Annotated in this window: 25 protein-coding genes; 9 read left to right on the top strand and 16 right to left on the bottom strand. The window is 67.5% G+C overall.

The window, feature by feature from the left end:
* Nucleotides 1–32 precede the first annotated feature (32 nt).
* The 4 genes from VNF71_01310 to VNF71_01295 are packed head-to-tail and all read right to left on the bottom strand — an operon-like array spanning nucleotide 33 to nucleotide 4,619.
* Complete coding sequence (locus VNF71_01310; GenBank protein ID HVA73188.1) at nucleotides 33–953, bottom strand: hypothetical protein; 921 nt, start codon at nucleotides 951–953, stop codon at nucleotides 33–35.
* Nucleotides 953–1,966: an ATP-binding cassette domain-containing protein gene (locus VNF71_01305; protein HVA73187.1), complete on the bottom strand. Its 1,014-nt coding sequence runs from the start codon at nucleotides 1,964–1,966 to the stop codon at nucleotides 953–955. Before VNF71_01305 ends, VNF71_01310 begins: the two co-directional genes overlap by 1 nt.
* 38 nt (nucleotides 1,967–2,004) lie before the next feature.
* Entirely contained in the window at nucleotides 2,005–3,309 is a 1,305-nt protein-coding gene (locus tag VNF71_01300) for a DUF1501 domain-containing protein (GenBank protein HVA73186.1), read from the bottom strand.
* Nucleotides 3,306–4,619 carry a DUF1800 domain-containing protein gene (locus VNF71_01295; protein HVA73185.1) on the bottom strand — a complete coding sequence of 438 codons (1,314 nt, stop codon included), beginning with the start codon at nucleotides 4,617–4,619 and terminating at the stop codon, nucleotides 3,306–3,308. Before VNF71_01295 ends, VNF71_01300 begins: the two co-directional genes overlap by 4 nt.
* An 86-nt stretch (nucleotides 4,620–4,705) precedes the next feature.
* Between VNF71_01295 and VNF71_01290 the strand changes: the two genes are divergently transcribed.
* From VNF71_01290 to VNF71_01280, 3 genes are read left to right on the top strand one after another with little or no spacing between them, the layout of a single operon-like run.
* On the top strand, nucleotides 4,706–5,647 hold the full coding sequence (locus VNF71_01290) for a TIGR03621 family F420-dependent LLM class oxidoreductase (protein HVA73184.1): 942 nt from the start codon (nucleotides 4,706–4,708) through the stop codon (nucleotides 5,645–5,647).
* A 5-nt stretch (nucleotides 5,648–5,652) separates the two neighbouring features.
* A complete protein-coding gene (locus VNF71_01285; GenBank protein ID HVA73183.1) occupies nucleotides 5,653–6,966 on the top strand; it encodes an alkyl sulfatase dimerization domain-containing protein in 1,314 nt (437 codons plus the stop codon).
* Entirely contained in the window at nucleotides 6,963–7,685 is a 723-nt protein-coding gene (locus VNF71_01280) for a dienelactone hydrolase family protein (GenBank protein HVA73182.1), read from the top strand. Before VNF71_01285 ends, VNF71_01280 begins: the two co-directional genes overlap by 4 nt.
* On the opposite strand, the gene VNF71_01275 is transcribed toward VNF71_01280, so the two are convergent.
* Complete coding sequence (locus VNF71_01275) at nucleotides 7,682–8,314, bottom strand: FMN-binding negative transcriptional regulator (protein HVA73181.1); 633 nt, start codon at nucleotides 8,312–8,314, stop codon at nucleotides 7,682–7,684. The genes VNF71_01280 and VNF71_01275 overlap by 4 nt on opposite strands.
* Before the next feature lie 96 nt (nucleotides 8,315–8,410).
* Between VNF71_01275 and VNF71_01270 the strand changes: the two genes are divergently transcribed.
* The 3 genes from VNF71_01270 to VNF71_01260 all read left to right on the top strand — a co-directional run bounded on the left by VNF71_01270 (nucleotide 8,411) and on the right by VNF71_01260 (nucleotide 11,236).
* Nucleotides 8,411–9,703, top strand: coding sequence for an MFS transporter (locus tag VNF71_01270; protein ID HVA73180.1), 1,293 nt, complete (start codon nucleotides 8,411–8,413; stop codon nucleotides 9,701–9,703).
* A gap of 178 nt (nucleotides 9,704–9,881) precedes the next feature.
* Complete coding sequence (locus VNF71_01265) at nucleotides 9,882–10,460, top strand: hypothetical protein (protein HVA73179.1); 579 nt, start codon at nucleotides 9,882–9,884, stop codon at nucleotides 10,458–10,460.
* A 254-nt stretch (nucleotides 10,461–10,714) separates the two neighbouring features.
* Nucleotides 10,715–11,236 (top strand): hypothetical protein, encoded by a 522-nt coding sequence (locus VNF71_01260; GenBank protein ID HVA73178.1) that lies wholly within the window; start codon nucleotides 10,715–10,717, stop codon nucleotides 11,234–11,236.
* A gap of 18 nt (nucleotides 11,237–11,254) precedes the next feature.
* On the opposite strand, the gene VNF71_01255 is transcribed toward VNF71_01260, so the two are convergent.
* Complete coding sequence (locus VNF71_01255; protein HVA73177.1) at nucleotides 11,255–12,094, bottom strand: SDR family oxidoreductase; 840 nt, start codon at nucleotides 12,092–12,094, stop codon at nucleotides 11,255–11,257.
* A gap of 44 nt (nucleotides 12,095–12,138) precedes the next feature.
* Nucleotides 12,139–12,384, bottom strand: coding sequence for an acylphosphatase (locus VNF71_01250; GenBank protein ID HVA73176.1), 246 nt, complete (start codon nucleotides 12,382–12,384; stop codon nucleotides 12,139–12,141).
* A gap of 38 nt (nucleotides 12,385–12,422) precedes the next feature.
* On the opposite strand from VNF71_01250, the gene VNF71_01245 reads away from it, so the two are divergent.
* Nucleotides 12,423–12,659 carry a hypothetical protein gene (locus tag VNF71_01245; protein HVA73175.1) on the top strand — a complete coding sequence of 79 codons (237 nt, stop codon included), beginning with the start codon at nucleotides 12,423–12,425 and terminating at the stop codon, nucleotides 12,657–12,659.
* A 3-nt stretch (nucleotides 12,660–12,662) separates the two neighbouring features.
* On the opposite strand, the gene VNF71_01240 is transcribed toward VNF71_01245, so the two are convergent.
* Genes VNF71_01240 through VNF71_01225 form a run of 4 tightly spaced genes read right to left on the bottom strand, consistent with a single transcriptional unit; the run spans nucleotide 12,663 to nucleotide 16,424 of the window.
* Nucleotides 12,663–13,076 (bottom strand): nitroreductase family deazaflavin-dependent oxidoreductase, encoded by a 414-nt coding sequence (locus tag VNF71_01240; protein HVA73174.1) that lies wholly within the window; start codon nucleotides 13,074–13,076, stop codon nucleotides 12,663–12,665.
* Nucleotides 13,077–13,085: 9 nt separating this feature from the next.
* Nucleotides 13,086–14,618, bottom strand: coding sequence for a long-chain fatty acid--CoA ligase (locus VNF71_01235; GenBank protein ID HVA73173.1), 1,533 nt, complete (start codon nucleotides 14,616–14,618; stop codon nucleotides 13,086–13,088).
* A gap of 13 nt (nucleotides 14,619–14,631) precedes the next feature.
* Nucleotides 14,632–15,609: an alpha/beta hydrolase gene (locus tag VNF71_01230; GenBank protein ID HVA73172.1), complete on the bottom strand. Its 978-nt coding sequence runs from the start codon at nucleotides 15,607–15,609 to the stop codon at nucleotides 14,632–14,634.
* Nucleotides 15,606–16,424 carry an SDR family oxidoreductase gene (locus VNF71_01225; GenBank protein HVA73171.1) on the bottom strand — a complete coding sequence of 273 codons (819 nt, stop codon included), beginning with the start codon at nucleotides 16,422–16,424 and terminating at the stop codon, nucleotides 15,606–15,608. Before VNF71_01225 ends, VNF71_01230 begins: the two co-directional genes overlap by 4 nt.
* Before the next feature lie 55 nt (nucleotides 16,425–16,479).
* Between VNF71_01225 and VNF71_01220 the strand changes: the two genes are divergently transcribed.
* A complete protein-coding gene (locus VNF71_01220) occupies nucleotides 16,480–17,652 on the top strand; it encodes a DUF445 domain-containing protein (GenBank protein ID HVA73170.1) in 1,173 nt (390 codons plus the stop codon).
* 2 nt (nucleotides 17,653–17,654) lie between these two features.
* Nucleotides 17,655–18,470 carry a fumarylacetoacetate hydrolase family protein gene (locus tag VNF71_01215; protein HVA73169.1) on the top strand — a complete coding sequence of 272 codons (816 nt, stop codon included), beginning with the start codon at nucleotides 17,655–17,657 and terminating at the stop codon, nucleotides 18,468–18,470.
* Here VNF71_01215 and VNF71_01210 read toward each other — a convergent pair.
* The 5 genes from VNF71_01210 to VNF71_01190 are packed head-to-tail and all read right to left on the bottom strand — an operon-like array spanning nucleotide 18,467 to nucleotide 23,091.
* On the bottom strand, nucleotides 18,467–18,856 hold the full coding sequence (locus VNF71_01210; protein HVA73168.1) for a nuclear transport factor 2 family protein: 390 nt from the start codon (nucleotides 18,854–18,856) through the stop codon (nucleotides 18,467–18,469). The two genes, VNF71_01215 and VNF71_01210, sit on opposite strands and share 4 nt — an antisense overlap.
* Nucleotide 18,857: 1 nt before the next feature.
* A complete protein-coding gene (locus VNF71_01205) occupies nucleotides 18,858–20,123 on the bottom strand; it encodes an amidohydrolase family protein (protein HVA73167.1) in 1,266 nt (421 codons plus the stop codon).
* 24 nt (nucleotides 20,124–20,147) lie between these two features.
* Nucleotides 20,148–21,371, bottom strand: coding sequence for an amidohydrolase family protein (locus VNF71_01200; GenBank protein HVA73166.1), 1,224 nt, complete (start codon nucleotides 21,369–21,371; stop codon nucleotides 20,148–20,150).
* Nucleotides 21,368–22,156, bottom strand: coding sequence for an acetoacetate decarboxylase family protein (locus tag VNF71_01195; protein ID HVA73165.1), 789 nt, complete (start codon nucleotides 22,154–22,156; stop codon nucleotides 21,368–21,370). The genes VNF71_01200 and VNF71_01195 overlap by 4 nt, the downstream gene beginning before the upstream one ends.
* Nucleotides 22,153–23,091, bottom strand: a complete 939-nt coding sequence (locus VNF71_01190) for an SDR family NAD(P)-dependent oxidoreductase (GenBank protein HVA73164.1) — start codon at nucleotides 23,089–23,091, stop codon at nucleotides 22,153–22,155. The genes VNF71_01195 and VNF71_01190 overlap by 4 nt, the downstream gene beginning before the upstream one ends.
* Nucleotides 23,092–23,148: the final 57 nt, after the last annotated feature.

The raw sequence follows: 23,148 nt of genomic DNA, 5'->3' as shown, positions 1-23,148 counted from the left end.
CGCGCCGCAGCCGAACCGTCGGACGGTCACGGCTAGGCCAGCACGCGCCGGCGGAACCCTCGAAGGCCGAGGAACAGGAACAGCCCGAGGGAAGCCAGCAGCGCCGGGTAGACGACATAGAGGTGCATGTGCGCCGAATGGGGGTTGGGGAAGATGCTCGCGTTGGTGAGCGCGGCGCGCATACCCTCTGTGACGTATATCAACGGGTTCGCCAGCACGAGCACCTGCAGCCAGTGGAAACCGCCCAGGTGGACGGGCCGGAGGGCGGTCCAGGCGTAGTACGTCCCGCCGAGGAAGGTGATCGGCAGGACCACGAATCCGAACATGAGACCGAGGTTGCGCGGTTCGAATCGGGTACCGAGGAAGAGGCCGAGGGCGGAAAAGGTCAGGCAGGCGAGCGGCAGGACGGTCAGAAGGACGACCCAGTGGACCGAGAGGTGGGCGTGTACCCCTTTCGCGTGGACGACGTCGGCAATCGGGAACACGATGACCGCCGCGATCAGACCCTGGATCGCGCCCGAGATCACCTTTGCCATCGCTACCAGCCAGACCGGGCAGGGTGCCTGGACCCGGTCCTCGATCTCTCGGGTGTAACCGAACTCCTGTGCCATCTGCATGGCCACGGCCTGGATCCCCTGGAACATGATCGCGATGCCGACCACGCCCGCGACCAGGATCGTGGCGAACACCGACTCGGCCTGCGCAACGCTCTCACCGACGCGGGGCGTCGAACCCACACCTTGACCGATGGTCGGGAAGACGTACAGGAATACGAAGACCAACAGGAAGGGCTGGACCAGGGTGCGGGTCACGAACTCGATGATGTTCTTCCTCAACACCGTGAGATCACGCTGCAGCAGGGCCAGGAGCGCTTGGCGGGAGGCGACGAGGGCCGGGCGGGTCTCGATGGATATGGCCAACGTTGTCGCATCGGGATTGGTGACGGTTGCCATCAGTCGCGCAGGTCCCGTCCGGTCAGGTTTATGAACACGGTCTCGAGAGTCGGTTCGGTCACCGAGAGGTCGGCCACCTCGTAGCCGTTGGATTCGGCCATCCGCACGACCTCGGGGACGAGGCCGGGAGCGCCCTTCACGTGGGCCTCGACCACACCATCTGATCCATCCAAACCGACGGTCAAACGGGTCCGCGTCACTCCCTTCAGCTGCGCCTCGAGCAGCCGTGCCAGAGCAGCCTGGTCACCTTTTGCCTTGACGTACACGATGGTGTCGGCGCCCACGCTCGCTTTCAGCGCGGCAGGTGTATCCATCGCGAGAAGCCGGCCATGATCCATGATCGCCACCCGGTTGCACAGGCGGTCGGCCTCCTCCATGTAATGGGTAGTCAAGACGATGGTCTGGCCCTCGGAGTTGAGCTCGAGGAGGATGTCCCACAGCGCCAACCGGCTCTGCGGGTCGAGGCCGGCGGTGGGTTCGTCCATGAACAGAACCGCGGGCCGGTGGAAGATCGAACGGGCGACCATCAGCCGCTGGGCCATGCCCCCCGACAGGGCGTAGACGGACGCCTTGGCCCACTTCGTGAGGTGGAACTTCTCGAGCAACTCGTCCGCCACCACCCGGCAGCGCCGGCCCGGCATCCCGAAGAGCCGCCCATGGAAGTACAGGTTCTCCCAGACCGTCAGCGAACGGTCCAGCGTGTTCTGCTGGGACACGATCCCCTCCAGCTGCTTGGCGACCGAGGGGTGTCTCACAACGTCGACCCCGCCCACGTACGCCTTACCGGAGGTTGGTATCACCCGGGTGGTGAGCATTCCCGCCGTGGTGGTCTTGCCGGCCCCGTTGGGCCCCAGGAGTCCGAAGATCTCGCCGGCGCGGACGCTCAGGTCGAGGTTGTCGACGGCCAGGAAGTCCGTGCCCTGGTACTGCTTGCACAGCTGGAGCGTGCGCACGATCCCTTCGCCGTCCGGGCTGCTGAGGGGAGGTGCTCCGGCAGTTTCGGCCGCGGTCACCACGGCCCGACACTACTGCCGCAGACGGGCAGAGCGTCCTACACGAAGCCGAGGGTCTGGAACTTGCCGCCCAGCACCTGTTCGGGGTCGGTGCCGACGACCCGCTCCAGCGCCGTGGCGTAGACCTGGCGGAAGTCGACGTTGGACTTCAGGTTCCCGTTGGCATCGAGGTCCGTCAGCGACGGCTCCTCCCCGTCGAACCGCCCACCTTTCACCTTCGGCCCGGCGACGAAGAGCGGTGCAGCAGTCCCGTGGTCGGTGCCGCCGCTCGCGTTCTCCGCCGGCCGCCTGCCGAACTCCGAGTACGTCATGAGCACCACGTCAGCACCGTGCGGGTTGCCCTTCAAAGCTTTGAAGAACGCGGTGACCGCGCTGTCGAGGTCGGCGAGGAGCCGCTCGTGGTTGTCCTTTTCCGTCGCGTGGGTGTCGAAGCTCTCGAGGCTGACCTGGTACACCTGCGCCGGCGAGCCGGTGGCGATCAACTCCGACACGACGCCGAGCGCGCCCGTGAGATCTGTCGGCGCAGTGCCGGCGTTAGAGGAGCCGGCCCCCTTCGAGGCGCCGGCACCCCTCGATGAGCCCAGCCCGGCGAGCCGCTGCTGCACGCCGAGCAGATCGCGACCCGACGACGCCACGGCCGCGGCCATGCCTGCGCGGTCCTGCCCGGCGTTCTGCATAGCTCCGTACGCTTCCTGGAAGCTGCGGTCACCCGGGAACGAGATCGCGGGGCCGGTGATCGCGGCGGCCGCCTCTTTCTCCCCGCGGAGAACCGGGGGCAACGTCGCGCCGACGCTGATCGCGCGCTCGGGCCCGTCGCCGGCGGAATCCAACCAACGACCCAGCCACCCTGCACCGCTCCCGTCCTCGACGTTCGCCGTTTGCCATATGCCCATCGAGGCGAAGTGGCTCAGGTTCGGGTTCGGGTAGCCGACGCCGCGGACAATGGCGAGGTTGCCGGACTTCCACAGCGACTGCAGGCCGGCGAGTTTGGGGTTGAGGCCGAGCCCGTCCGACAGCGGCAGCACTTCGGAGGTCTTGTAGCCCAGGCTTGGGCGGGCGGCCGGGTAGGCGGGGTCGGTATACGGGATGACTGTGTTGAGGCCGTCGTTGCCGCCGTAGAGGGTGACGAGCACGAGCTTTCCGCCGGCGGCGGAATCCACGCCGGCAACGGGTGCCTGTTGCCAGGGTCGGGTGACGGCGAGCGCGCCGCCCGCAGTGGCGGCCGCCAGGACCCCGGCGCCAGCGAGGAAGTGCCGCCGTGAGAACCGCGACGCGACGGAGGTGCGGTCCGCCGCGGGGGGTGGCGGGGGTGGCGGCGGCGTGAAGTGCGGCGAGCCGGTCATGCCAGCACGTACTCCGGTGAGACGAGAGCGAGCGCCACCAGCTCCACCGGCCGGTCCGATTGGGCGGCGAGTGCCGCGGCAGTCGTCGGTCCCCATCCATCGAGACCGAGCAGGTCCGCGACGGCGGCGGCCCGCTGCTGGTGCGCTACCGACTCGACCGTACCGAGATCGGCTTCGTGCGCGAGGTACGCCGCCGCCTTCAGCCGCAGCTCTGCCGTTGCGGTGTCGAGCCAGTACGAGTTCTGACCCCAGCCGCCGACGTTCGGCGGGTTGAAAGGCGTCTGCCCCAGCGCACTCGCGATGCGCGCCAGGGTCAGCTTCCCGGCGGTCACGCCCAGCTTCAAAGCCCTGGCCACGCCGGCGAGGTACTCGACCGGCTGCTTGACCAGACCGGTTCGCGCCTGCGCCGAGCGGAACTGGGGATGCAGGAACATCGCCCGCAGCGCGGCGGTGATGTCGAGGCCCGGACCGTAAGCGCTCACCAGATCGTCGACCACGGGATCGCTCGGTTGCGCGGGGTAGGCGAAATGGCTCCACAGCTTCGCGAGCACGAACCTGGCGGACTCCGGCTTTTGCACGAGGATCGACACGACGTCCTCACCACCGAAGTCGCCCGTCTGATCGAGGAAGGTCTTGTCCCCGTAGTCATGCTGACCCGTCCTGAACACGTACTGGTAGTCGCGGCGTGAATACGTCCACCCGGTGAACGACCGGGCGCCGGCGGTCACGTCCGCCTGCGTGTAGTTGCCGATGCCGATGGTGAACAGCTCCATCAGCTCGCGAGCGAAGTTCTCGTTCGGGTGCGCCTTCTTGTCCGTCTCCGTGTCGAGCCAGAACATCATCGCCCCGTCCTTGGCGACGGCCTGGGTGAGTGCCTCGAAGCTGCCGGCGCCCAGGGAGCGAAACAGCTGGTTCTGCAGGAACATCAGCTTCGGGTCGCGCACCTTCGACACGCCGGTGGCGAAATGACCGTGCCAGAACAGCGTCAGCTTCTCGCGCAGGGGCGTCGACGTGGCGACCATCCGCCCTATCCACCAGTCCTGCAGCTGCACCAGCCCTTGGCGTAGCTGCGTGGCGAACTGCTTGCGCTCGTCGGGCGACGCGCTCTTGCCGAGATACTGCGGCGTGGGGAACTGCGGCGGAGCAACGGCGTCGCCGGCGGGATCCGGCGCGCTGAGTCCGGTGATCAGGCCGTCGACCGCCGCCTCGTAGCCGGCCGGGACCAGCTGGTCGACCTCGGCGCCCGTGAGCCCGAACCCGGCCCTCCTGTAGAGGAGAGCGATGTCGCTGCGTGCCGGGTCGTCGCTCACAGTCCGATCGTCGCCGCGAGATGTGAAGGAACTGTGATCCTGCCGGCAGGATTCATTGCGGGACGGGCCCGCGTAGGGTGACGGCCGTGCCCCATCCTCGAAAGTTCCGCTTCGGCGTGCAGCTGGTCAACGCCGGATCCCACCGCTCCTGGGCCGACGCCGCCCGCAAGGCGGAGGACCTCGGCTACTCCTCCCTGTTCCTTCCTGACCACTTCGGCGACCAGTACGCCCCGGTGCCGGCGCTCATGGCTGCCGCCGACGCGACCACGTCACTGCGCGTCGGCGCGCTCGTGTGGGACAACGACTACAAACACCCCGTCGTCCTCGCCAAGGAAGCGGCCACCATCGACGTGATCTCCGGCGGCCGGCTCGAGTTCGGCATAGGCGCCGGCTGGATGAACACCGACTACGAGCAGTCCGGCATCCAGCACGACCCGGCCGGCGTGCGCATCGCCCGGCTCACCGAGGCCGTCAAGATCTACAAGGGACTCTGGGCGTCCGGGGCGTTCAGCTTCGCCGGCGAGCACTACACGATCACCGAGCTGGACGGCCTGCCCAAGCCGGTCCAGCGGCCCGGCCCGCCCGTGCTGATCGGCGGTGGCGGCCCGAAGATGCTCTCGCTGGCGGCCGCCGAGGCCGACATCGTCGGCATCAACCCCGCGATCCCGAAGGGCTACGTGGACGCGTCCACGTCCCGTGAGGTCATCCCTTCGACTCTGGAGAAAAAGATCGACCATCTCCGTCAGGCCGCCGGGGATCGCTTGGCCGAACTGGAGCTCAACATCCTCGTCTTCGGAACCAACGTCGGCGAATCAGCTTCGGCCGCGCGCGAGCAAACGGCGGAGCTGTTCAGAATCGGCGTGGCGGACCTCGACGAGTCTCCGTATGTGTGGGTCGGGTCGGCGTCGCAGGTGGCCGACCAGCTGCGCGCCGCGCGTGAGCGTTGGGGCGTCAGCTACTTCGTGGTTCAGGGCGAGTCCGCGATGGATCTTGCCGCGCCTGTAGTGGCAGAGCTCGCCGGGAGTTGAGCAGCGTGGCCGACCTCCTCGAGCTGTCTTCGCGCATCATCGACTCGGGCGTGGCCGACGAACCGGTTAACCGCATCACGCAGGAGCTGTCGGAGATAGCCGACGGTGTCGCGGTGGTGGAGTCGTTCAGCCATGTGGTCGCGGTGAGATGCGGTGACGGCATGGTGGCGTTCGACGCGAGCGGGTCGGCGACCGGCCGTCCGGTGGTCGAGTCGCTGCGTCGATGGACGGCGTCTCCTGTGACCGCATTGGTGTACACGCACGGTCACCTCGACCACGTGGGTGGCTCGCCGGCGTTCGTCGCCGACGCGTCCGCCCAGGGGTTCGAGCGCCCGGTGTTCCTCGGTCACACCGGTGTCGTCGAGCGGTTCGCGCGGTACCGCATGACCGACGCGTGGAACCGGATCATCAACGAGCGCCAGTTCGGCTGGACCCGCAACACACAACTGCGAGCCGGTGCAGGTGTACGCCAGGGCGGGAAGATGTTCGGCGACCATTACCTCCCGCCTGATGTCGCCGAGCCGGACGTCGTCTACACGGACCTCCACCTCCTGGAGGTCGACGGCGTGGCGATCGAGTTGCGCCATGGCAAGGGCGAGACCGACGACCACACCTGGGCGTGGATCCCGTCGTTGCAAGCCGTGTGCTGCGGGGACTTCCTGATCTGGAACTTCCCCAACGCCGGCAATCCCCAGAAGGTTCAGAGGTATCCGCTGGAATGGGCGCAGTCGTTGCGGGCTATGGCCGAGCTGGAGCCGGAGCTGCTGGTGCCGGCACACGGGTTGCCGATCGGAGGCTCCGCGAGAATTCGCTCGGTGCTGCTCGACGTCGCTTCTGTGTTGGAGGATCTGGTCGCGCGGACCGTGGAGATGATGAACGGCGGGGCCACGCTGGACGATGTCGTTCACACGGTGAAAGTCCCCGAGGAGGCGCTGTCCCGCCCCTACCTGCGGCCGCTCTACGACGAGCCGGAGTTCGTGGTGCGAAACATCTGGAGGTTGTACGGGGGGTGGTGGGATGCGAACCCAGCTCGGCTGAAGCCGCCGGCCGACGCGCACCTATCGGCGGAGGTGGCGTCTTTAGCCGGTGGTGCCGACGTGTTGGTGGCACGTGCGCTGGAGTTGATGTCTGCAGGTGAGCTGCGCCTCGCGTGCCAGTTGGTCGAGTGGGCCGCCACCGCGGCGCCGGAGGACCGTTCGGTGCACGAAGCGAGAGCGACCGTGTACGGCGCTCGCTACAAGTCGGAGTCGTCTTTGATGGCCAAGGGAATCTTCGCCGGCGCGGCCGGCGAGTCGCGAGAGAAAGCGGGTGAGGCGTGAGCCAGGAGATCCTCCGGATAGCGGCGGGCGATGGGCGCTCCTTCGACGCGACCGTGGTGCTGCCTGCGGCCGGGCACGGCCCCGGGATCGTCCTGTTCCAGGAGATCTTCGGCGTCAACGACTTCATCCTCGGCAAGGCCGCCGACCTCGCCGAGCTGGGCTACGCGGTCTGCTGCCCGGACGTGTTCTGGCGCATCGAGCCCGGCGTGTCGCTGCCCCACGACGAGATAGGGCTGCAGCGCGGGCTCACCCTGGTCGGCCGCTGGATGGGCGAGGTACCAGACGACACCAAGGTGTCCGACCTGCTCGCGGTCATGTCGCAATTCGGTTCGCACGAGGCCGTGTCGGGCGGCGTGGGCGTGATGGGCTACTGCCTAGGCGGGACCCTCGCCTACATGGCAGCGGTCGCCGGCGACCCGGCGGTGTGCGTGTCGTACTACGGCTCCGGGGTGGCCGACCAGCTGGCCGCCGCCGGCGAGATCAAGTGCCCGGTCCTGTTCCACTTCGGCGACCAGGACTCCTACATCCCGGTCGAACAGGCGCAACGAGTGCGCGAGGCGTTCGCGGAGCGCCCCGACGTCGAGGTGCGGATCGCTGCGGGGGCCGGGCACGCGTTCGAGAACCTGCTGGCGCCGGCGTTCGCCAACCCCGCCGCGGCAGCACAGTCTTGGCCGGTGACGGTCGAGTTCCTTCGCAAGCGTCTGCCTGTCACGAGTTAGAGAGGTTCGGAGCCGAGCCTTCGTTGGGTGTGGCGGGCGGCCGCGTCGTCGCCGGGCCCGTCGCGCTTGTTGAGGTGCTCGATGACCGCGCGGCGGTGTGCCTCGTCGACGTTGCCCCCGTATTTGAACTTGGTGATGACGTCTTCGACGTGGAGGGTGACCGCGCGGATGCCGTTCAGCTTCTGGGGGTGGGCTTCCTCCGGATCGGCCACCGGCACTTCGGGCTGGAGGACTGCGAGTTGGCGGCGCAGGACGGCGGCGGTCTCGGCGTTGGAGCTCGCGAGTCGCGCCCGGCCCCGCAGCTGGACCGCCGCGTAGTAGGTGGTCGGGATCCCCAGGGCGGGGTCCTCGCCGTCGATCGCCTTCCAGGCCGAAGGGATGAACGCCCAGTCGCCGGCGACCGAGAGAACCGCGTTCGGGTTCTCGGCGAGCGCCTTCAGGATGGGGTTGGGCGCGGCGAAGTGCATGACCGCCTCGTCGTGATCGAGGACGAATTGAGTCGGCGCGACCACTGGGTAGTCCCACGCTTCGCCCGCCCCGGCGGCGATCATGTGCCCGAATCTCTGCGAGTCCACGAAGGCCCGCCACTCCTCCTCGCCGAGTGTCCGATCGGCTTTCGGTACGTACACAGCCGTCGGTCTAGTCAATCTTCTCCGGGCTGACAAACAGGAAGAGCCCGCCGCCGGGCCTCCTGCCGGGCAATCGCCCGTAGGCTCGGCGTGCCGATGCTGAGCTCGCTTCGCCCTCTGCGCTACCGCAACTTCGCGCTCATCTGGTCAGCAGCCCTGCTGTCCAACATCGGGTCGTGGATGCAGACGGTGGCGGTCGGGGTCCTCGTCACCGAAAAGACCGGCAAGGCCGGATGGACAGGCCTGGTGGCGGCCGCGGCGTTCCTGCCTATCGGGCTGCTGTCGCCAGTGGGTGGGCTGATGGCGGACCGGATGGACCGGAGGAAGTGGTTGTTCGTCACGACCGTCGGCGAGACGGTGTTCGCCGCCGCCCTGACCATCCTCGCCGCCACCGGTCACGCCTCCCCCGCCGCCGTCACCGTGTTGGTCTTCGGTGGAGGAGCCATGTCCGCGATCGGCTTCCCCGCCTACCAAGCGATGCTGCCGAACCTCGTACCACCGGGGGAACTCGGATCCGCGATCTCTTTGTCCTCAGCCCAATTCAACCTCGGAAGGGTGATAGGTCCGGCGCTGGCGGGAGTCGCGATCGTCGCCGGCGGGTACGGGTGGGCGTTCGGGATCAACGCCGGGTCCTTTTTCGCAGTCTTGGTCGCGCTGTTGTTTGTGCGGTTGCCCGCGCGGCAGATAGAGGGCCAGGTGGAGTCAGTGTCGAAGCGGCTGCGCGACGGCCTGCGAGCGACGGCCCGGACACCTGCGGCCCGCCTAGCCGTGATGCTGATATCGGTGGTCGCCCTGACCGCGTCGCCGTTCATTGCCTTGATACCAGCGGTCGCGTTGAAGGCGTTCCACTCGAAAGCGTCCGGTACATCGGTGCTCGTGACGGCGCAGGGCATCGGTGCGGTATTGGGGGCGCTGGCGCTGACACCTCTCGCCGCGCGGTTCGGGCGAAGATTGGTGCTGCTCGCCGATCTAATCGCCGTCTCGCTGTTGCTCGTCTTGTATGGCCTTTCGCCGGCTCTGTGGGTGGCGGCCGTGGCGATGGTGCTTGTCGGCTCCGCCTATATCGGTGTGCTTGCCGGATGCAACACCATCATCCAGTTGAACGCCCCTGACGCGCTGCGGGGCCGGATGCTCGGCCTCTACATGATGGCGCTCGGGATCCTTTACCCGATCGGCGCAATCGCGCAGGGAACGATAGCGAACGTCGTGGGAATCCGCGCCGTGACGGTCGCGGGGGCCTTGATCCTGCTCGTAGTGGTGATCGTTGCGTTCCGGCACCCGATCCTCGCCGGCCGCGACCCACATCAGCCCGGCCAGCTTCTAGAAGAACCGCCGGACGTCTCCCTCATTGCAGGGTTGGCAGGATCTCCCAGACCTGAGAGTGGTTGACGATTTGCATTTCTGCCTTGACTGATCGAACGTTTGTTCGGTAAAGAAACCCCCGCCGCCGAGGCCGCCTACGGACCCGCCGGCACCCCCGGACACGTCTTGACCTGCCTCCCGGCGGAGGGGGGCCGAAGTCCCTATTGCGGGCATCTGTCCGGTGTGCGAAAGTTCTCGAGAACCTATGAGACGCAGGATTCTGGCACTCGGGACGGCCTTGTTGCTCTCAGTGGTGCCGGCCTGCTCCGGGGGCGGTAAGAAGAGCACCAGACCCCCTGCCGCTCCTGGCCCGAATCCGGATGTCGTGCCGGCGGTCATCACGCCGGCATACGTCGACGCCGTCTTCAAGGTCCTGAATCACATCAACGGCGACGCAGTGCGATCCGTCGTGGCGTCGCGTCGAATCTCTCCTGGGGTTACTAGGGAACTCCAGGCCATCTATCAAGATCCTCTCTTCTCGGTCGAAGTGAAGGTCTTCCAGCAGGGTCTGGAGTCGGGCCTAAGTAATGTCAAAGCGACTCCCGGGGACCGCGTTACAACAGTGAACCGGTTGATCTCCTGGACAGGCGGGTGCATCTTCGTCGCGACGTCGAGCGATCTCTCAGCAGTCGAAGTCAAGCCCGGTCCGCCAGCCGCATCGGAGTATTGGCAACTCAGCCTGAAGACCGATGCACAAGATCCGACTCATTTGAATCCGACGCCGTGGGCCCTCTCCGACAACGAAGACTTCGCAGTTCCTACAACGGTGACGAGCCCGTGCTAGGCCTGCTCGGACGACTAACCGCGATTTCTCTTCTCTTCCTTCCAATGTCTACGTCTGGCAATAATCAGACGTCAGGGTGCGTTGCGGGATCATTGGGCACCTCAATCCTCTGCGGCGCTCAATATGTCGTTCACAGGCCCGGGAAGCCGGCAAGTCCGCCACCGACGGCGCCACCAACCACTAGCGAATTCCTAATGGAGTACGTGGCCTACGGTCCTCATGGGCCGTGCATCGCATTCGGGCCGCCTCAGGGGATGGCCAACGAAAGGGTGATGCAGTTCCTGGGCACGGTGAGCTTGCCGCCGTGCCCGCCGGCGAGGCAGAGGCCGGCGCCGATCGATCCGGGCGCGCTGGCGCTGCAGTTCTGGAAGACCATTCCCCTGCCAACGCCGCAACCATCGATACCGCCCGGGTACGCCGTCACAGGCAAGCCGGCGTACCTGGTCACGCACGGGCAGACGACTCCCGGGCCGTACGTGTTCAACACGCCGATCGGGCAGCTCACGATCACGCCGCAAGGCGAGTACAGCGTCAACTGGGGAGACGGCAGCTACCCGACCTGGACCGGGCCGTACAGCAGCGAGGGGCAACCGTGGCCCCAAGGCGGGATCACCCACACCTACGACTACGTCGGGTCCTACAACGTGGTCATAGACGAGGGATGGACGGCTACCTGGTCGCTCGCCGGCGCTGCCGGCAACCTCGGCGGCTTGCGCACAACCGCCACCATCACGGGCTTCCCGGTTCAGCAGGTGCAGGCGGTGATCACCAACTAGAGAGAGAGCAGCAGCAGATCACGGCCCCGCCACCCGGCGCACCAGAGCTTCGCGTGCCCGGTCGGGTAGCAGCCGCACCATGGCGGACATAGCCCGAGCGTCGCGACCGACCAGATACCGGGTGCGAGGCCGCGGATCGAACAGGGCATGCCGGACGGCGTCGGCGGCCTTTTGCGCCGGCACGGCGTTACGGGTCTGCATCTGCAGTGCCTTGCGCATCGAAGCCATGAGCCGGCCGTACAAGGACAGCGCCTCCGCAGAAAGCGAAGCCTCCAGCTGGTCCGCCGTCTCGGTGGCCTTCGACCAGATCTCCGTGCGGATCGCGCCTGGCTCGACGACAGCCACGTTGATACCCCAGGGGTGCAGCTCGTGCCGCAGAGCCTCGCCGATGCCCTCGATCGCGAACTTCGACGCGTTGTAAGGACCCATCATCATGGTGGCGACCTTGCCGCCGATCGAGCCGATGAAGACGATCCGCCCGTGGCCGGAGCGGATCAGGCCCAGCATCGACTTGGTGACGGCGACCTGGCCCACCACGTTGACCTCGAGTTGCTCCCTCCACTCGTCGAGCTCGAGGAACTCGAGAGGGCCACCGCGGCCGATGCCGGCGTTGTTGACGAGGCCGTGTAGCTCGTTGCCGGACTCCTCGCTGATGCGCTTGGCGGCTGCGTCGATGGTCGCCTGATCGGTGACGTCGAGGATCACAGGTACCAGGCGGTCCGAGGCCTTCGAGGCGAGCTGATCACCGTCGGCCGAACGACGAACGCCGGCGTACACCTTGTGCCCGTGCCGGTCGAGGTCGAGCGCGCATGCCTCGCCGATGCCCGTGGACGCCCCAGTCACCAGGATGCTCTTCATGGGGCGGCACCGTAGCCCGCCGCAGCCCGCCGCAGCCCGCCGGCTCAGCGGACGGCGAAGCCGCCGAGACCCTCCGCCTGCTCCCGCGCCACCTCGACGCCGACCACCGAGGCGCGCGGCGGCCCGACCCGGCACCACGCCACCATCCGGTCGACCGACTCGGCACCGCCCTCGAACACCGCCTCCACCCGCCCGTCCGAAAGGTTGCGCACCCACCCGCAGACGCCGGCGGCCCGAGCGACATCGGCGCACGACTGGCGGTACCACACCCCCTGCACTCGACCGCTCACCCACACGTGAACCCGATGAATCTGGGAAGAGTAACTACATGCCATCCAAGCAAGCCAACGTCAAAAACGAGAAGCAGTACGAAGCTCTCAAGGACAAGGGCATGTCCAAGCAGCGTGCGGCACGCATCGCCAACTCACCCAGCGCCTCGAGCCACGGCGGCAAGAAGTCCGGGTCGGGCGGGAGCTCCGGCAGTTCGAAGCAGGGCGGCACGACCGCTCAGCACAAGGCGGCCGGCCGCAAGGGCGGCAAGGCCACCGCCAAGAAGAACAGCTAGGAGCTATACGCGAACCAGCTCGACCACAGGGATGACCCGATCGGTCTTCTCCTGATACTCGGCGAAACCACGATACCGGCGAGCCTGCTCGGCGTAGACGCGGTCGCGCTCGTCACCCGTGACGGGCATGGCGGTGGCCCCGTACTCCTCGGAGCCGGCCTCGACTCGAACGGCTGGGTTCGCGACGAGGTTGTGGTACCAGTCCGGACTCGTGGGCGCGCCGGCCTTGGAGGCGAACACGAAGCGCCGGCCGTCCAGGTCGAGGTACATCATCGGGTTGACCCGCTCCGCTCCTGACTTCGCACCGGTCGTGTGAAGCAACAGCACCGGAGCGCCTTCGAACTGGCCTCCGACGCGGCCGGCATTGGAGCGGAACTCCTCGATGATCTTCTGGTTCCAGTCGTTTACCTCGGGCATGAGCCCATGCTACGGCCCGCCCTCGGCAACCCTGTCACGAAGCTCGAACTTCAGCACCTTGCCCGCAGGGTTACGAGGCAGCACGTCGACGAAGTGCAGATGACTCGGCAGCTTGTAACGGGCCAGCGAACGACCGGCGAAGTCGCGCAACTCGTCCAAGCTGAGAGAAGCACCCTCCTTGAGTACGACCACAGCCGCCACGGCTTCGCCCCACCGCTCGTCCGGTACACCGATGACCGCGACTTCGGTGATGGCCGGATGCTCGTAGAGCACGCTCTCGACCTCGGCCGGGTAAATGTTCTCGCCGCCGCTGATCACCATGTCCTTGACGCGGTCGGCGATGTAGAGGAAGCCCTCGTCATCGAGGTAGCCGACATCGCCGGTATGGAACCAGCCTTGCTCGTCGATCGCCTGAGCGGTCGCGTCGGGCCGGTTCCAGTAGCCCTTCATGATGTTGGGACCCCGGCAGCAGATCTCGCCGCGCCCACCGGGTTCATCGACGCGCCGGCCGTCACCGTCGACGATCTTGATCTCCACGAACAGCGGTGGCCGCCCCGCTGACCCCACCTTCGCCAGCGCGTACTGGGGCCCCAGAAACGACACCGCCGGCGACGTCTCCGTCAACCCGTAACCCTGCTGGATCGGTATGCCACGGCCGTTGTACAGCTTGATCAGCGGCTCGGGCACCGGGGCGCCGCCGCAGACCAGCGTGCGCACGCTGGTGAGATCGGTGGTACCGAACGCCGGGTGCTGGCTCATGAAGAGGAACATGGCCGGCACGCCGAACATCGTCGTCACCCCGTAGCGGGGGATCGCCTCCAGGCACGCACCCGGGTCGAAGGTTCGGAACAGCACGACCTCTCCCCCGCGCTGCCACGTGACCAGCGTCGTGACGTTGAGCCCGCCGATGTGGAACAGCGGCGCCGCCACCAGGGTCACGTCGGCACCGAGGACGTCGAACATGTGGAGGTTGTTGGTGTTGTTCCACCACAGGTTGGCGTGGGTGAGCATGGCGCCCTTGGGGCGACCGGTCGTGCCAGACGTGTACATGATCACGGCGACGGATTCGGGTTCTCCGGGCTCGACCATGTCGAGCGGCTCGTGGGAACCGATCGTGGTTTCGAGCTCCGCACCGACACCGATGTGCTTGCGCACGGGGATCTCGTCGCGGATCGAGTCGATGACCGACTGGTGATCGGCGTCCGTCACGAGAGTGTGTATGCCGGCGTCGCAGATGATGAACGACAGCTCCGGTCCTGTGAGCCGGAAGTTGAGGGGGACAAAGATCGCCCCGAGTCGCGCCGCAGCGAACAACGTTTCGAAGAACGCCGGATGGTTGAGACCCAGGAACCCGACCCGATCGCCCCTGCAGACACCGCCTTCACGGAACGCGGCAGCGAGCCGGTCTATCCGGTCGAGCATCTGGGCGAAGGTGAGCGTCGAACTCTCTTCGCTCTGCGGGCAAAAGGTGAGTGCTCGTGCTTCGGGTGTGGCTGCAGCCCGCTTGGCGAACCAACTGCCCAGTGTGATGTCAGGTGTCATGTGACTTCCAGGGTTAGAGAGATATCAGCCATTCGAGGAGTAACTCGTTGACTTCGTCGGGACGCTCCTGCTGGACCCAGTGACCGCAGCCCGGCAGGACGTGGCTGCCCCGCAGCGCCGGCAGGGTCGACGGGAACCGGGAGATGGCGTTGGCCCCCCACATGGTCGGCCCGTCGCGCTCACCGCCGATGAACAGGGAAGGCACCTCGATCGGGCGGCCTCGCCACGGCTGCAGATCACGCCAGTCTCGGTCGATGTTGCGGTAGCGGTTCAACGGGCCACGGAAGCCCGTACGTTCGAACTCGCCGACGTAGAAGTCGACATCTTCTCGAGTGAGCCAGGAAGGCAGCTTGTCGGGGCCCTCCGGTACAACAAAGCGGTCGCGCATCATCCCACCAGGGGGAATGCTCGCGATCGTGCCGCCGTCCGCCGGCCGCTCAGCGTCACCCGACGCGCCGATCAGGAACCCGAGCACCCAGCCGCGGACGTCGAGCTCAGCCTCGGCTTCGGCACGGCCGGGCTCCTGGAAGTAGATGATGTAGAACTCCTCGCCGATGGCGGCACCCAGCTCGGCCAGCGCTGCGGTCGGCCGGCGCGACGAGACCGGGTTGTACGGGACACTGAGCATCGCCACCGCGGTAAAGACGTCGGGCCGCAGAAGCGCCGAGTTGCAGGCGATCGGCGCTCCCCAGTCGTGGCCGATCACGATGGCCGTTTCGTGGCCGAGGGCTTCGACGACGCCGAGATTGTCGTTGACGTGGTGGAGCATGCCGTAGGCCTCGATGTCCGGCGGAGCGGAGGAACGGCCGTAGCCGCGGACGTCGATCGCTGCGACGTGGTAGCCGGCGCCGGCCAGGACCGGGATCTGGTGGCGCCACGAGTACCACGACTCCGGGAACCCGTGGACGAACAGGACGAGTGGCCCTTCCTCGGGGCCGTCGGTGACCGCGTGGATGCGGGTGCCCCGGGCGTCGAGAACCTGCGAGTTCACTGGTATTGCTCCGGGAGTTGGACGAGCTGCTTGGTCGAGGTGAGACCGCCGTCCACCACGATCGCCTGACCGGTCACGTACGACGAGTCCGGCGAGGCCAACCACACCGCCGCGCCTGCGATGTCGGCGGGCTTGCCGATCCGGCCCAGCGGCACCTGAGCGGCCACGCCGTCCGCGACGAGTCTGGTGACCTGAGCGGACATGTCCGGGTCGTCGTGGACGCCGAGACCCCGGGCGAAGATCGGCGTGTCGATCCCTCCCGGGTTGATGCAGTTCACCCTGATCCCGAACGGGCCCTGCTCCAGGGCGACCGAACGGGTGATGCCGATCACTCCCGCCTTGCAGGCCGAATAGACGTGAGGTCCCATCCCGCCCATCAGGCCGGCGACCGAGGACGTCGAGATGATCGAACCGCCGCGTCCCGCCAAACCGGGGCCCGTCTGCATCGCACGGCAGGCGTGCTTCATCCCGAGCGCGACCGCCTTCAGCAACACTGCCACGGTCGTGTCGAACTCGCCGGCGTCGAGGTCGGTGATCGGGCCGCGCGCTCCCCCGAAGCCGGCGTTGCCGACGAAGCAGTCGAGCCCGCCGAACTCCGACACCGCCGCATCGACCGCAGCGGCGATCTGAGATTCGTCGGACACGTCGCACTCGACGAACAGACCCCCGATCTCCTTTGCCACCCGTTCGCCGGCGGCAAAGTCGATGTCGGCGACGACGACCTTCGCTCCTTCGGCAGCGAACCGGGTGACGATCCCCTCCCCGATCCCGCTTGCCCCTCCCGTCACTACAGCGACCTGACCGTCGAGTCTCATGCGGGGAGATTACGCGCCCCAAGGGTATTCCGCGCCCCGAGGGTACGGTGAGGAGGTGCAGGCCAGGACTCAGTCGGAGGCCATACGAGCCGGCCTGCTCGTAAGAACCCGCCGGCAGGCGACCGGGCTCCTGATCGCGGTGACCATCGCCTTCGGCCTCTCGACGGCGTTCAAGGGCGAAGCCGGCTGGCTCGGCTGGGTCCAGGCGACCGCCCTCGCCTCGATGGTCGGCGGGCTCGCCGACTGGTTCGCGGTCACCGCGCTGTTCCGCCGGCCGCTCGGGCTGCCGATCCCCCACACGGCGATCGTCGTCGAACGCAAGGACCGCTTCGCCGAGACCATCGCCGCCTTCGTGCAGGAGAGCTTCCTGAGCCCCGAGGCGGTGATCCAGCGCCTGGAGCACGCGCAGGCCATCCCCCGCGCCGCGGCATGGCTGTCCGAACCGGACAACGCCGGCCGCCTCGCGGCCAGGGTCACCGACGCCGTCGGCAACGCCGGCAAGCTCATCAGGGACGAGGACATCCAGCACCTGGCCGCGAAGCTGGAGTTGGCCCCGATCGCTGGCAAGGCACTCGCCCAGCTCACCCGCGACCAGAGGCACGAGCCCCTCATCGACACCGGCCTCGACGCGCTCCGCCTCTACTTGCGGCGCAATGGGCCGCAGCTGCACGCCCGGCTCGGGATGCGGTCGCCCTGGTGGCTGCCCGGCCCGATCGGCCATCGCATGGTCGGCCGCCTCCTCGAACGCACCCAGGTCGTGCTCGCCGAGATGGTCCACGACCCCTACCACCCGATCCGCCAGCAGCTCGGCGCCGGCATCGTGAAGCTCGCCGAGGACCTGCAGACCAACGAGACGCTGCGCCGGCGCGGCGAGGAGCTCAAGCAGCACCTGCTCTCCCAACCCCAGCTGCGGACGGTCGCGACGAGCGTCTGGGAGGACGTCGACCTTCAAACACTCATCATCAGGACCGGCCGGCGCCTCGCCACCGACGCCGACCTGCAGGAATCCGCGCAGCGCAGCCTCGAAGCGGCGGCCCGGCAGATACTCGGCGCCTACGGGCACGAGCTCGTGGCCCTCGTGTCGACGACCATCAACCGCTGGGACGCGGCCGAGACGTCTCGGCGCCTCGAGCTGCTCCTCGGCCCGGACCTGCAGTACATCCGCATCAACGGAACCGTCGTCGGAGCTCTCGCCGGCCTCGCTCTCCACGCGCTGGCTACGGTCTGAAGATGCGCATCGCCAACGTCGCCGGCAAGCTCAAGCTCGTCGAGGGCGACAAGATGAGGGAGATCCCCGGCTTCGACCCCGGCAACGTGTACGACCGCTGGGACGAGTTCCTCTCAACGGTGAAAGACCACGCCGGCGCGCCGTCCGAGCCCTTCGATCCGACGAAGGCCGGTCCGCCGAGCCCGAACCCCGGGCAGGTGTTCGCAGTGGCGCTCAACTACCGCGAGCACGCCGCGGAGTCCGGGCTCAAGCCCCCCGACGATCCGCTGTTCTTCACCAAGTTCGTCAGCGCCTTCTCCGGCGCGTACTCCACTGTTCAATTGCCAGCGAACGGCAACGTCGACTGGGAATGCGAGCTCGTCGCGGTGATCGGCCGCACCGCGCGCAACGTCGACGCGTCGCGCGGGTGGGACCACGTCGCCGGCATCACCGTCGGCAACGACATCTCCGAACGCAAGATGCAGCGCTCCGGTCCCATGCCCCAGTTCTCGCTCGGCAAGTCCCACTCCGGCTTCGCGCCGCAAGGGCCCACGCTCGTCACCCCCGACGAGCTGCCGAACCGCGATGACCTCGGCATCGGCTGCGACCTCAACGGTGAGTCGATGCAGTCCTCCCGCACCTCCTTCATGATCTTCCCGGTCAACGAGCTCGTCGCCTACCTGTCGCGCGTCGTGACCCTCTATCCGGGCGACGTGATCTTCACCGGCACGCCACCGGGCGTGGGCATGGGCCGCAACCCGCAGGTCTTCATCAAAGCCGGCGACACCCTCCGTAGCTGGATCGAGGGTGTCGGTGAGATGGAGCAGCGATTCGTCTAGCCCGAGCCCCCCTGGCGGGAGCCGTCCCAGAAGGATCGCAGGGAGACCAGCTTGCCGTCGCCGTCGGTCTTGTAGATGTTGACCACGTCCATGTCCATGGTGTGGCCGCCGCTGACGATGTGGAAGGCGACAACCGCGGCTGCCTCGTCGCCGCAGACGTAGCAACGCTCGATCTCGTAGTCAAAGCTGTCCATCGTCGCGATGACGCTGTCGCGGAACTTGGCGATCGCCTCCTTGCCGCGATGGCCGCCTACCCCCCCGTCGAAGGGCGACACGCCCACGGGATCCTCGACGACTGCGTCGTCGGCGAAGAGGGCGAGCCAACCGTCGCGGTCGCCTTCCTTGGTCAGACGGAGCGACGTCTCGGCCAGCGCGCGCACATCCATGTCAGCCGACCATATCCGGGAGAGGCTCGGCGCCGGTAAGCCAGTGACGCCCGGCCTCGCGCGCCGCAGCCCACTTGGGGATGCTGACCGCGTCGTCCTGGCCGAGGTCCTCCGGGGTGGGGCCGATCCGCTCCGCGAGCGGCTCGAGCGCCTCGACATCGAAGCCGTACACCTCTGCCGCGGCGAGTCCCAGCATTTGCCGGGTCTCCTCTACAGGGATGTCGTGGAACGATCGCCGCAGCCAGTCGAGAGTGTTGGGCCAGGTGCCCTCCGGATGCGGGTAGTCATTTCCCCAAAGGAGATTTGATACGCCGATCTCGTAGCGGCGCGCGAGCTCCCGCCGCTCCGTCGTCGTCGCCCCGATGAAGCAGTTGCGGTCGAAGTACGCGGACGGTGGCATGGTGAGGTCGCCCTCCATGCGGTGGCTCATCTTCTTGGCGGAGTGCTCGCGGAGAAAGCGCGTGTCCATGAGCCACAGGAGGTCGTTGGCCCAGAACGCGCCGCATTCGGTTGCGCCCCACTTCAGGCGCGGGTAGCGCTCGAAGACCCCTGACCACAGCGCGAACCACAGCGGCCGCACACCCCACCAGCGGACCTCGGTCACGTAGATGCCCAGGTGCTCGCCGTAGTCCTCGCGCGGCGCCGGCCCGGAGTGGGTGTGGATCGGCATCTGCAGGTCCTGGCACGCCGCCCAGATCGGGTCGTAGCGGCGGTCGTGGTAGGGCGGGTACTTGCCCCATGTGGCGGGGATGAGGATGCCGCCACGCAACCCCGCCTCGGCGGCGCGTGTGATCTCCGCGACGGCCCGGTCGATGTCCTGCAGGATCGGCACGACGGCGACCCCGGCGCGGCGTTCGGGGCTCTGCGAGCAGAACTCCGCGATCCACCGGTTGTGGGCGCGCGCGCCGGCGAGGGCGCGGCCGGGGTCGAGGTCGCCTGTCTGGCCGAGACCCGCTCCAAATGGTGCGCCGGCCACACCCGTGACGGCGTCCGCGTCGGGGAAGATGACCTCGCCGGCGACGCCGTCGTTGTCGAGCTCCTTGTCGCGGCGGGCGATATCCCACCCTCCGGCGATGCCCTCACCGTTCTCGGAGAACCACTGCTCGGCGAACTCGGGATCCATGAAGTCGCCGAGGCGCGACTGCTGCTCCTTTTCCTTGAGGTAGTCCTCGAACTCGTCCCGGAATTCGGGGTCGAGGTAGTCGCGGTAGCGCTCGGTGGGCAGCTCCGCATGGCAGTCGGCTGAGATGATCAGGTACGGCTCCACTGGTGCTCCTTACCAGGCCCTGACTTACCAGGCCCTAATCGGATCGGGTTCGAAGGCGGTGCTGCTGGCGCCGGCAGGGACCGCTTCGAGCGGCGTCGCCACCTGTTCGACGGTGGGACCGATGCGCTCGGCGAGAGGGGCGAGGGCGTCGAGGTCGAAACCGTAGACCAGCGCGGCGTTGCCCCCGACCATGGCTCTCACTTCCCCGGGCTCGACGTCGTGGAAGGTGTGGCGCAGCGCCTCGATCGTGTACGGCGACGTCCCCTCGTAATGGGGGTAGTCGGTCCCCCACATGATCCGGTCGACGCCCATGCGGTGCCGCTCGGCGCACTCGACGGGGCGCATGAAGCTGGCCCCGACGTAACACTGGCGTTTCCAGAACTCGCTCGGCTTCATCGACAGCGATCCGGCGGTCGGCCCCGCGAACCGGGCGATCGCGGACGTCGAGCGGCCGTAGCGCGCCGCGGTGATGTCGAGCGAGTCGAGGGTCGCCGGCACCCAGCCGGATCCCTGCTCGGTCAGCACCAGCGTCAGCTCCGGGTAGCGCTCGAGCACACCGCTGAAGATGAGGTGCCACAGCACCCGGTGCGCCCACCAGTGCGTCTCGTAGACCCACACCGCGAAGTCGCTCGCCCACTCGCCCGTCGGTGACGGTCCGGCGTTCCCGCCGTGGTGGTTGATCACGACCCCGGTCTCCGCGCACGCCCTCCAGAGCGGCTCCCAGTGCTCCGCGTACAGCGGTGGGAGCCCGATGCCGGGTGCCACACCGGGCAGGAGGATCCCCCCGCGCAGGCCGAGCTTGGCGATCTCGTGCACGCCGGCGACCGCTTCGTCGAGGTCGCCGAGGAGTATCTGCCCGACCCCGGCGCGCCGGTCGGGCGCCTGAGCGCAGAAGTCGGACAGCCAGCGGTTGTGCGCTCTCAGCCCTGCCCATCGGAGCTCGAGCTCCTCCGGCGTCTCGGGAGGAGGAGCGGAGAGGCTGCCCCTCGGGAAGAACGGCGGGATGGTGTTCGGGAAGATCACCTCGCCGCAGACGCCTTCGCGGTCGAGGTCGGCGAGGCGGCGGTCGTTGCTCCAGTTGCGCTCGGCGTCGGGCTCGACGAGGTCGGCGAACGGATTCACGAAACCCTCCGCCCATGCGTCGAACTCGTCGCGGTAGGCAGGGTCGAGGTACGGGCGGTAATCGGGTAGGTCCGCGCCGGCGTGGCAGTCCGCGGAGATGACCGTGTAGCGGTCTTGCGGATTCATGGGCGCTGCGCCGCGAGCAGTGCCACGTCGTCGTAGCGCTGGTGCACGAAGGGAAGCAGCCACTCCTGAGGCACGTGCTGCGCGATGCGCGCGGTCTGGATGGTCCGCCGGCGGCACCAGGTGATCGAGCGCAGCTCCTTGACCACCACGTCGGCGACAGGGTCGAGCGGCGAATCGCCGAGCTCGACTGTACCGTCTGCACAGTCGATGGATTCGAAGACCTCGTAGTGGCGGTGGTAGCTCCCGTACACCAGGTGCGGGTCGGTGATGCCATCGCCGTCGGGTGCACGGAGGAACTTGAAGTAGAACTCGATGTTGGTCTGGTCGGGCGGCAGGTCGAGCCCGCCGGTCACGCTGCCGCTGACGGTGATCAGGTCGAAGCCGAGCCGCGACACTCTCGCCCGCACATCGTCGCCGTCGCGTTCGACCTTGATCTCACCGAGCTTCTTGGGCTCACCGAACGTCTCGCGCCCGCCCGTCACCGACTGCTCGGTGGACTGGGGCATGAACAGGGGGTAGTCACCTTCAACGTCCCCGTGGCGGGCCGCCACCGAGAAGACAGCCGAACCGAACGGCGGCCGGCCCTCGATCACCACCCGCTGCAGCGAGATCCGCACGATCGGCTCGTCCGCCGGCTCGAGCGGCTTGGGCAGCACGGCTTCGACGATCGAAGGGTCGGTCAGGTAGGTGACCGTGATCGCCTCGGTCGCGATCGGCGCCTTGGTGGCGTCGATCTCGCGGTCGACTCGGGCGGCGGGGGGCTTGGGGCCGTAGCGCACTGTCATTTGCTCGCTCCCTTCGTCGTTGTTCTCTGTGAAAGGGTGTCGATGAGGTAATCGGGGTTGGTGCGGCTGACGATGGAGGCTGCCTTCTTGGTGATGACCTCGTCGCCGGGGGATGGAGGTCCCATCATCCAGAACTTGTCTTCGACGAGGCCCTCGATCACTTGCGCGGCGACGCTCTCGAGCGGCGTGAACTTAACCTGAAGGCCGGCGCCGTCGAACCGTTGCAGGACCGCGTCGAGGGTCTGTTCGGGCGTGCGGCGCTCCTGGGTCGGCGCGTACTGCTCCGGACGGTGGCGCCACGACTCCCAGATGCCTGTGTTCAAGAAGCCCGCCGGGAAGAGAACGTGCGCCTTGACGTTCGATTCAGCCAACTGGAGGTGGGTGTAGAGGCTCTCGGTGAGGCAGAGCACCGCGGCCTTGGTCATCGGGTACACGGCCATCGCCGGCCCACCGAGTGCACCGCGTGCGATCGGTGCGAGACCGCCGTTGCCCGAGCAGGTGTTGACGACGTGGCCCTCGTCCTGCTCGAGCAGGATCGGGACGAACGCCTTGATCCCGTGGATGACGCCCAGCACGTTGACGTCTATCCCCCACCGCCAGTCGGCAAGGTCGTGCTCCCACATGTACCCCTCGGACACGCCGCCCGTGCCGGCGTTGTTGCACACGACGTGCACCGCGCCGTAGCGGGACACCGTCTCCTTGGCGAGGTGCTCGACGGAGGCATAGTCGGTGACGTCGGTGACTACACCCGCCGCGTCGTATCCGTCCTTCGTGAGCTCCCGGACGGCTTCGTCGAGCGGCTCGGCCAGGACGTCAGCTAGGACGACCTTCATCCCCTCCTCGCAGAACCTGCGGCCTATCGCCTTGCCGATCCCCCCGGCTCCGCCCGTGACGACGCCAACCTTGCCCTGCAAACCTGAGTTGTTCCCTCCCATCGCGGCTCATGGTGCCATGGTCGCATATGCCGACGCAACGGTCGTAATATGCGACCT

It is taken from the genome of Acidimicrobiales bacterium, from assembly GCA_035533095.1.
GTDB lineage: Bacteria > Actinomycetota > Acidimicrobiia > Acidimicrobiales > Palsa-688 > DATLUM01.
The sequence above is the reverse complement of the archived record's forward strand: the minus strand, read 5'-3'. Positions and strand labels throughout refer to the sequence as shown.

What these genes read in the sequence shown, in the direction of transcription:
- VNF71_01195 (HVA73165.1), bottom strand. Translation starts at nt 22,156, where the DNA reads ATGACAGTGCGCTACGGCCCCAAGCCCCCCGCCGCCCGAGTCGACCGC.
- VNF71_01260 (HVA73178.1), top strand. Translation starts at nt 10,715, where the DNA reads ATGGCCAACGAAAGGGTGATGCAGTTCCTGGGCACGGTGAGCTTGCCG.
- VNF71_01200 (HVA73166.1), bottom strand. Translation starts at nt 21,371, where the DNA reads ATGAATCCGCAAGACCGCTACACGGTCATCTCCGCGGACTGCCACGCC.
- VNF71_01265 (HVA73179.1), top strand. Translation starts at nt 9,882, where the DNA reads ATGAGACGCAGGATTCTGGCACTCGGGACGGCCTTGTTGCTCTCAGTG.
- VNF71_01270 (HVA73180.1), top strand. Translation starts at nt 8,411, where the DNA reads ATGCTGAGCTCGCTTCGCCCTCTGCGCTACCGCAACTTCGCGCTCATC.
- VNF71_01245 (HVA73175.1), top strand. Translation starts at nt 12,423, where the DNA reads ATGCCATCCAAGCAAGCCAACGTCAAAAACGAGAAGCAGTACGAAGCT.
- VNF71_01225 (HVA73171.1), bottom strand. Translation starts at nt 16,424, where the DNA reads ATGAGACTCGACGGTCAGGTCGCTGTAGTGACGGGAGGGGCAAGCGGG.
- VNF71_01310 (HVA73188.1), bottom strand. Translation starts at nt 953, where the DNA reads ATGGCAACCGTCACCAATCCCGATGCGACAACGTTGGCCATATCCATC.
- VNF71_01255 (HVA73177.1), bottom strand. Translation starts at nt 12,094, where the DNA reads ATGAAGAGCATCCTGGTGACTGGGGCGTCCACGGGCATCGGCGAGGCA.
- VNF71_01210 (HVA73168.1), bottom strand. Translation starts at nt 18,856, where the DNA reads ATGGATGTGCGCGCGCTGGCCGAGACGTCGCTCCGTCTGACCAAGGAA.
- VNF71_01235 (HVA73173.1), bottom strand. Translation starts at nt 14,618, where the DNA reads ATGACACCTGACATCACACTGGGCAGTTGGTTCGCCAAGCGGGCTGCA.
- VNF71_01300 (HVA73186.1), bottom strand. Translation starts at nt 3,309, where the DNA reads ATGACCGGCTCGCCGCACTTCACGCCGCCGCCACCCCCGCCACCCCCC.
- VNF71_01215 (HVA73169.1), top strand. Translation starts at nt 17,655, where the DNA reads ATGCGCATCGCCAACGTCGCCGGCAAGCTCAAGCTCGTCGAGGGCGAC.
- VNF71_01190 (HVA73164.1), bottom strand. Translation starts at nt 23,091, where the DNA reads ATGGGAGGGAACAACTCAGGTTTGCAGGGCAAGGTTGGCGTCGTCACG.
- VNF71_01240 (HVA73174.1), bottom strand. Translation starts at nt 13,076, where the DNA reads ATGCCCGAGGTAAACGACTGGAACCAGAAGATCATCGAGGAGTTCCGC.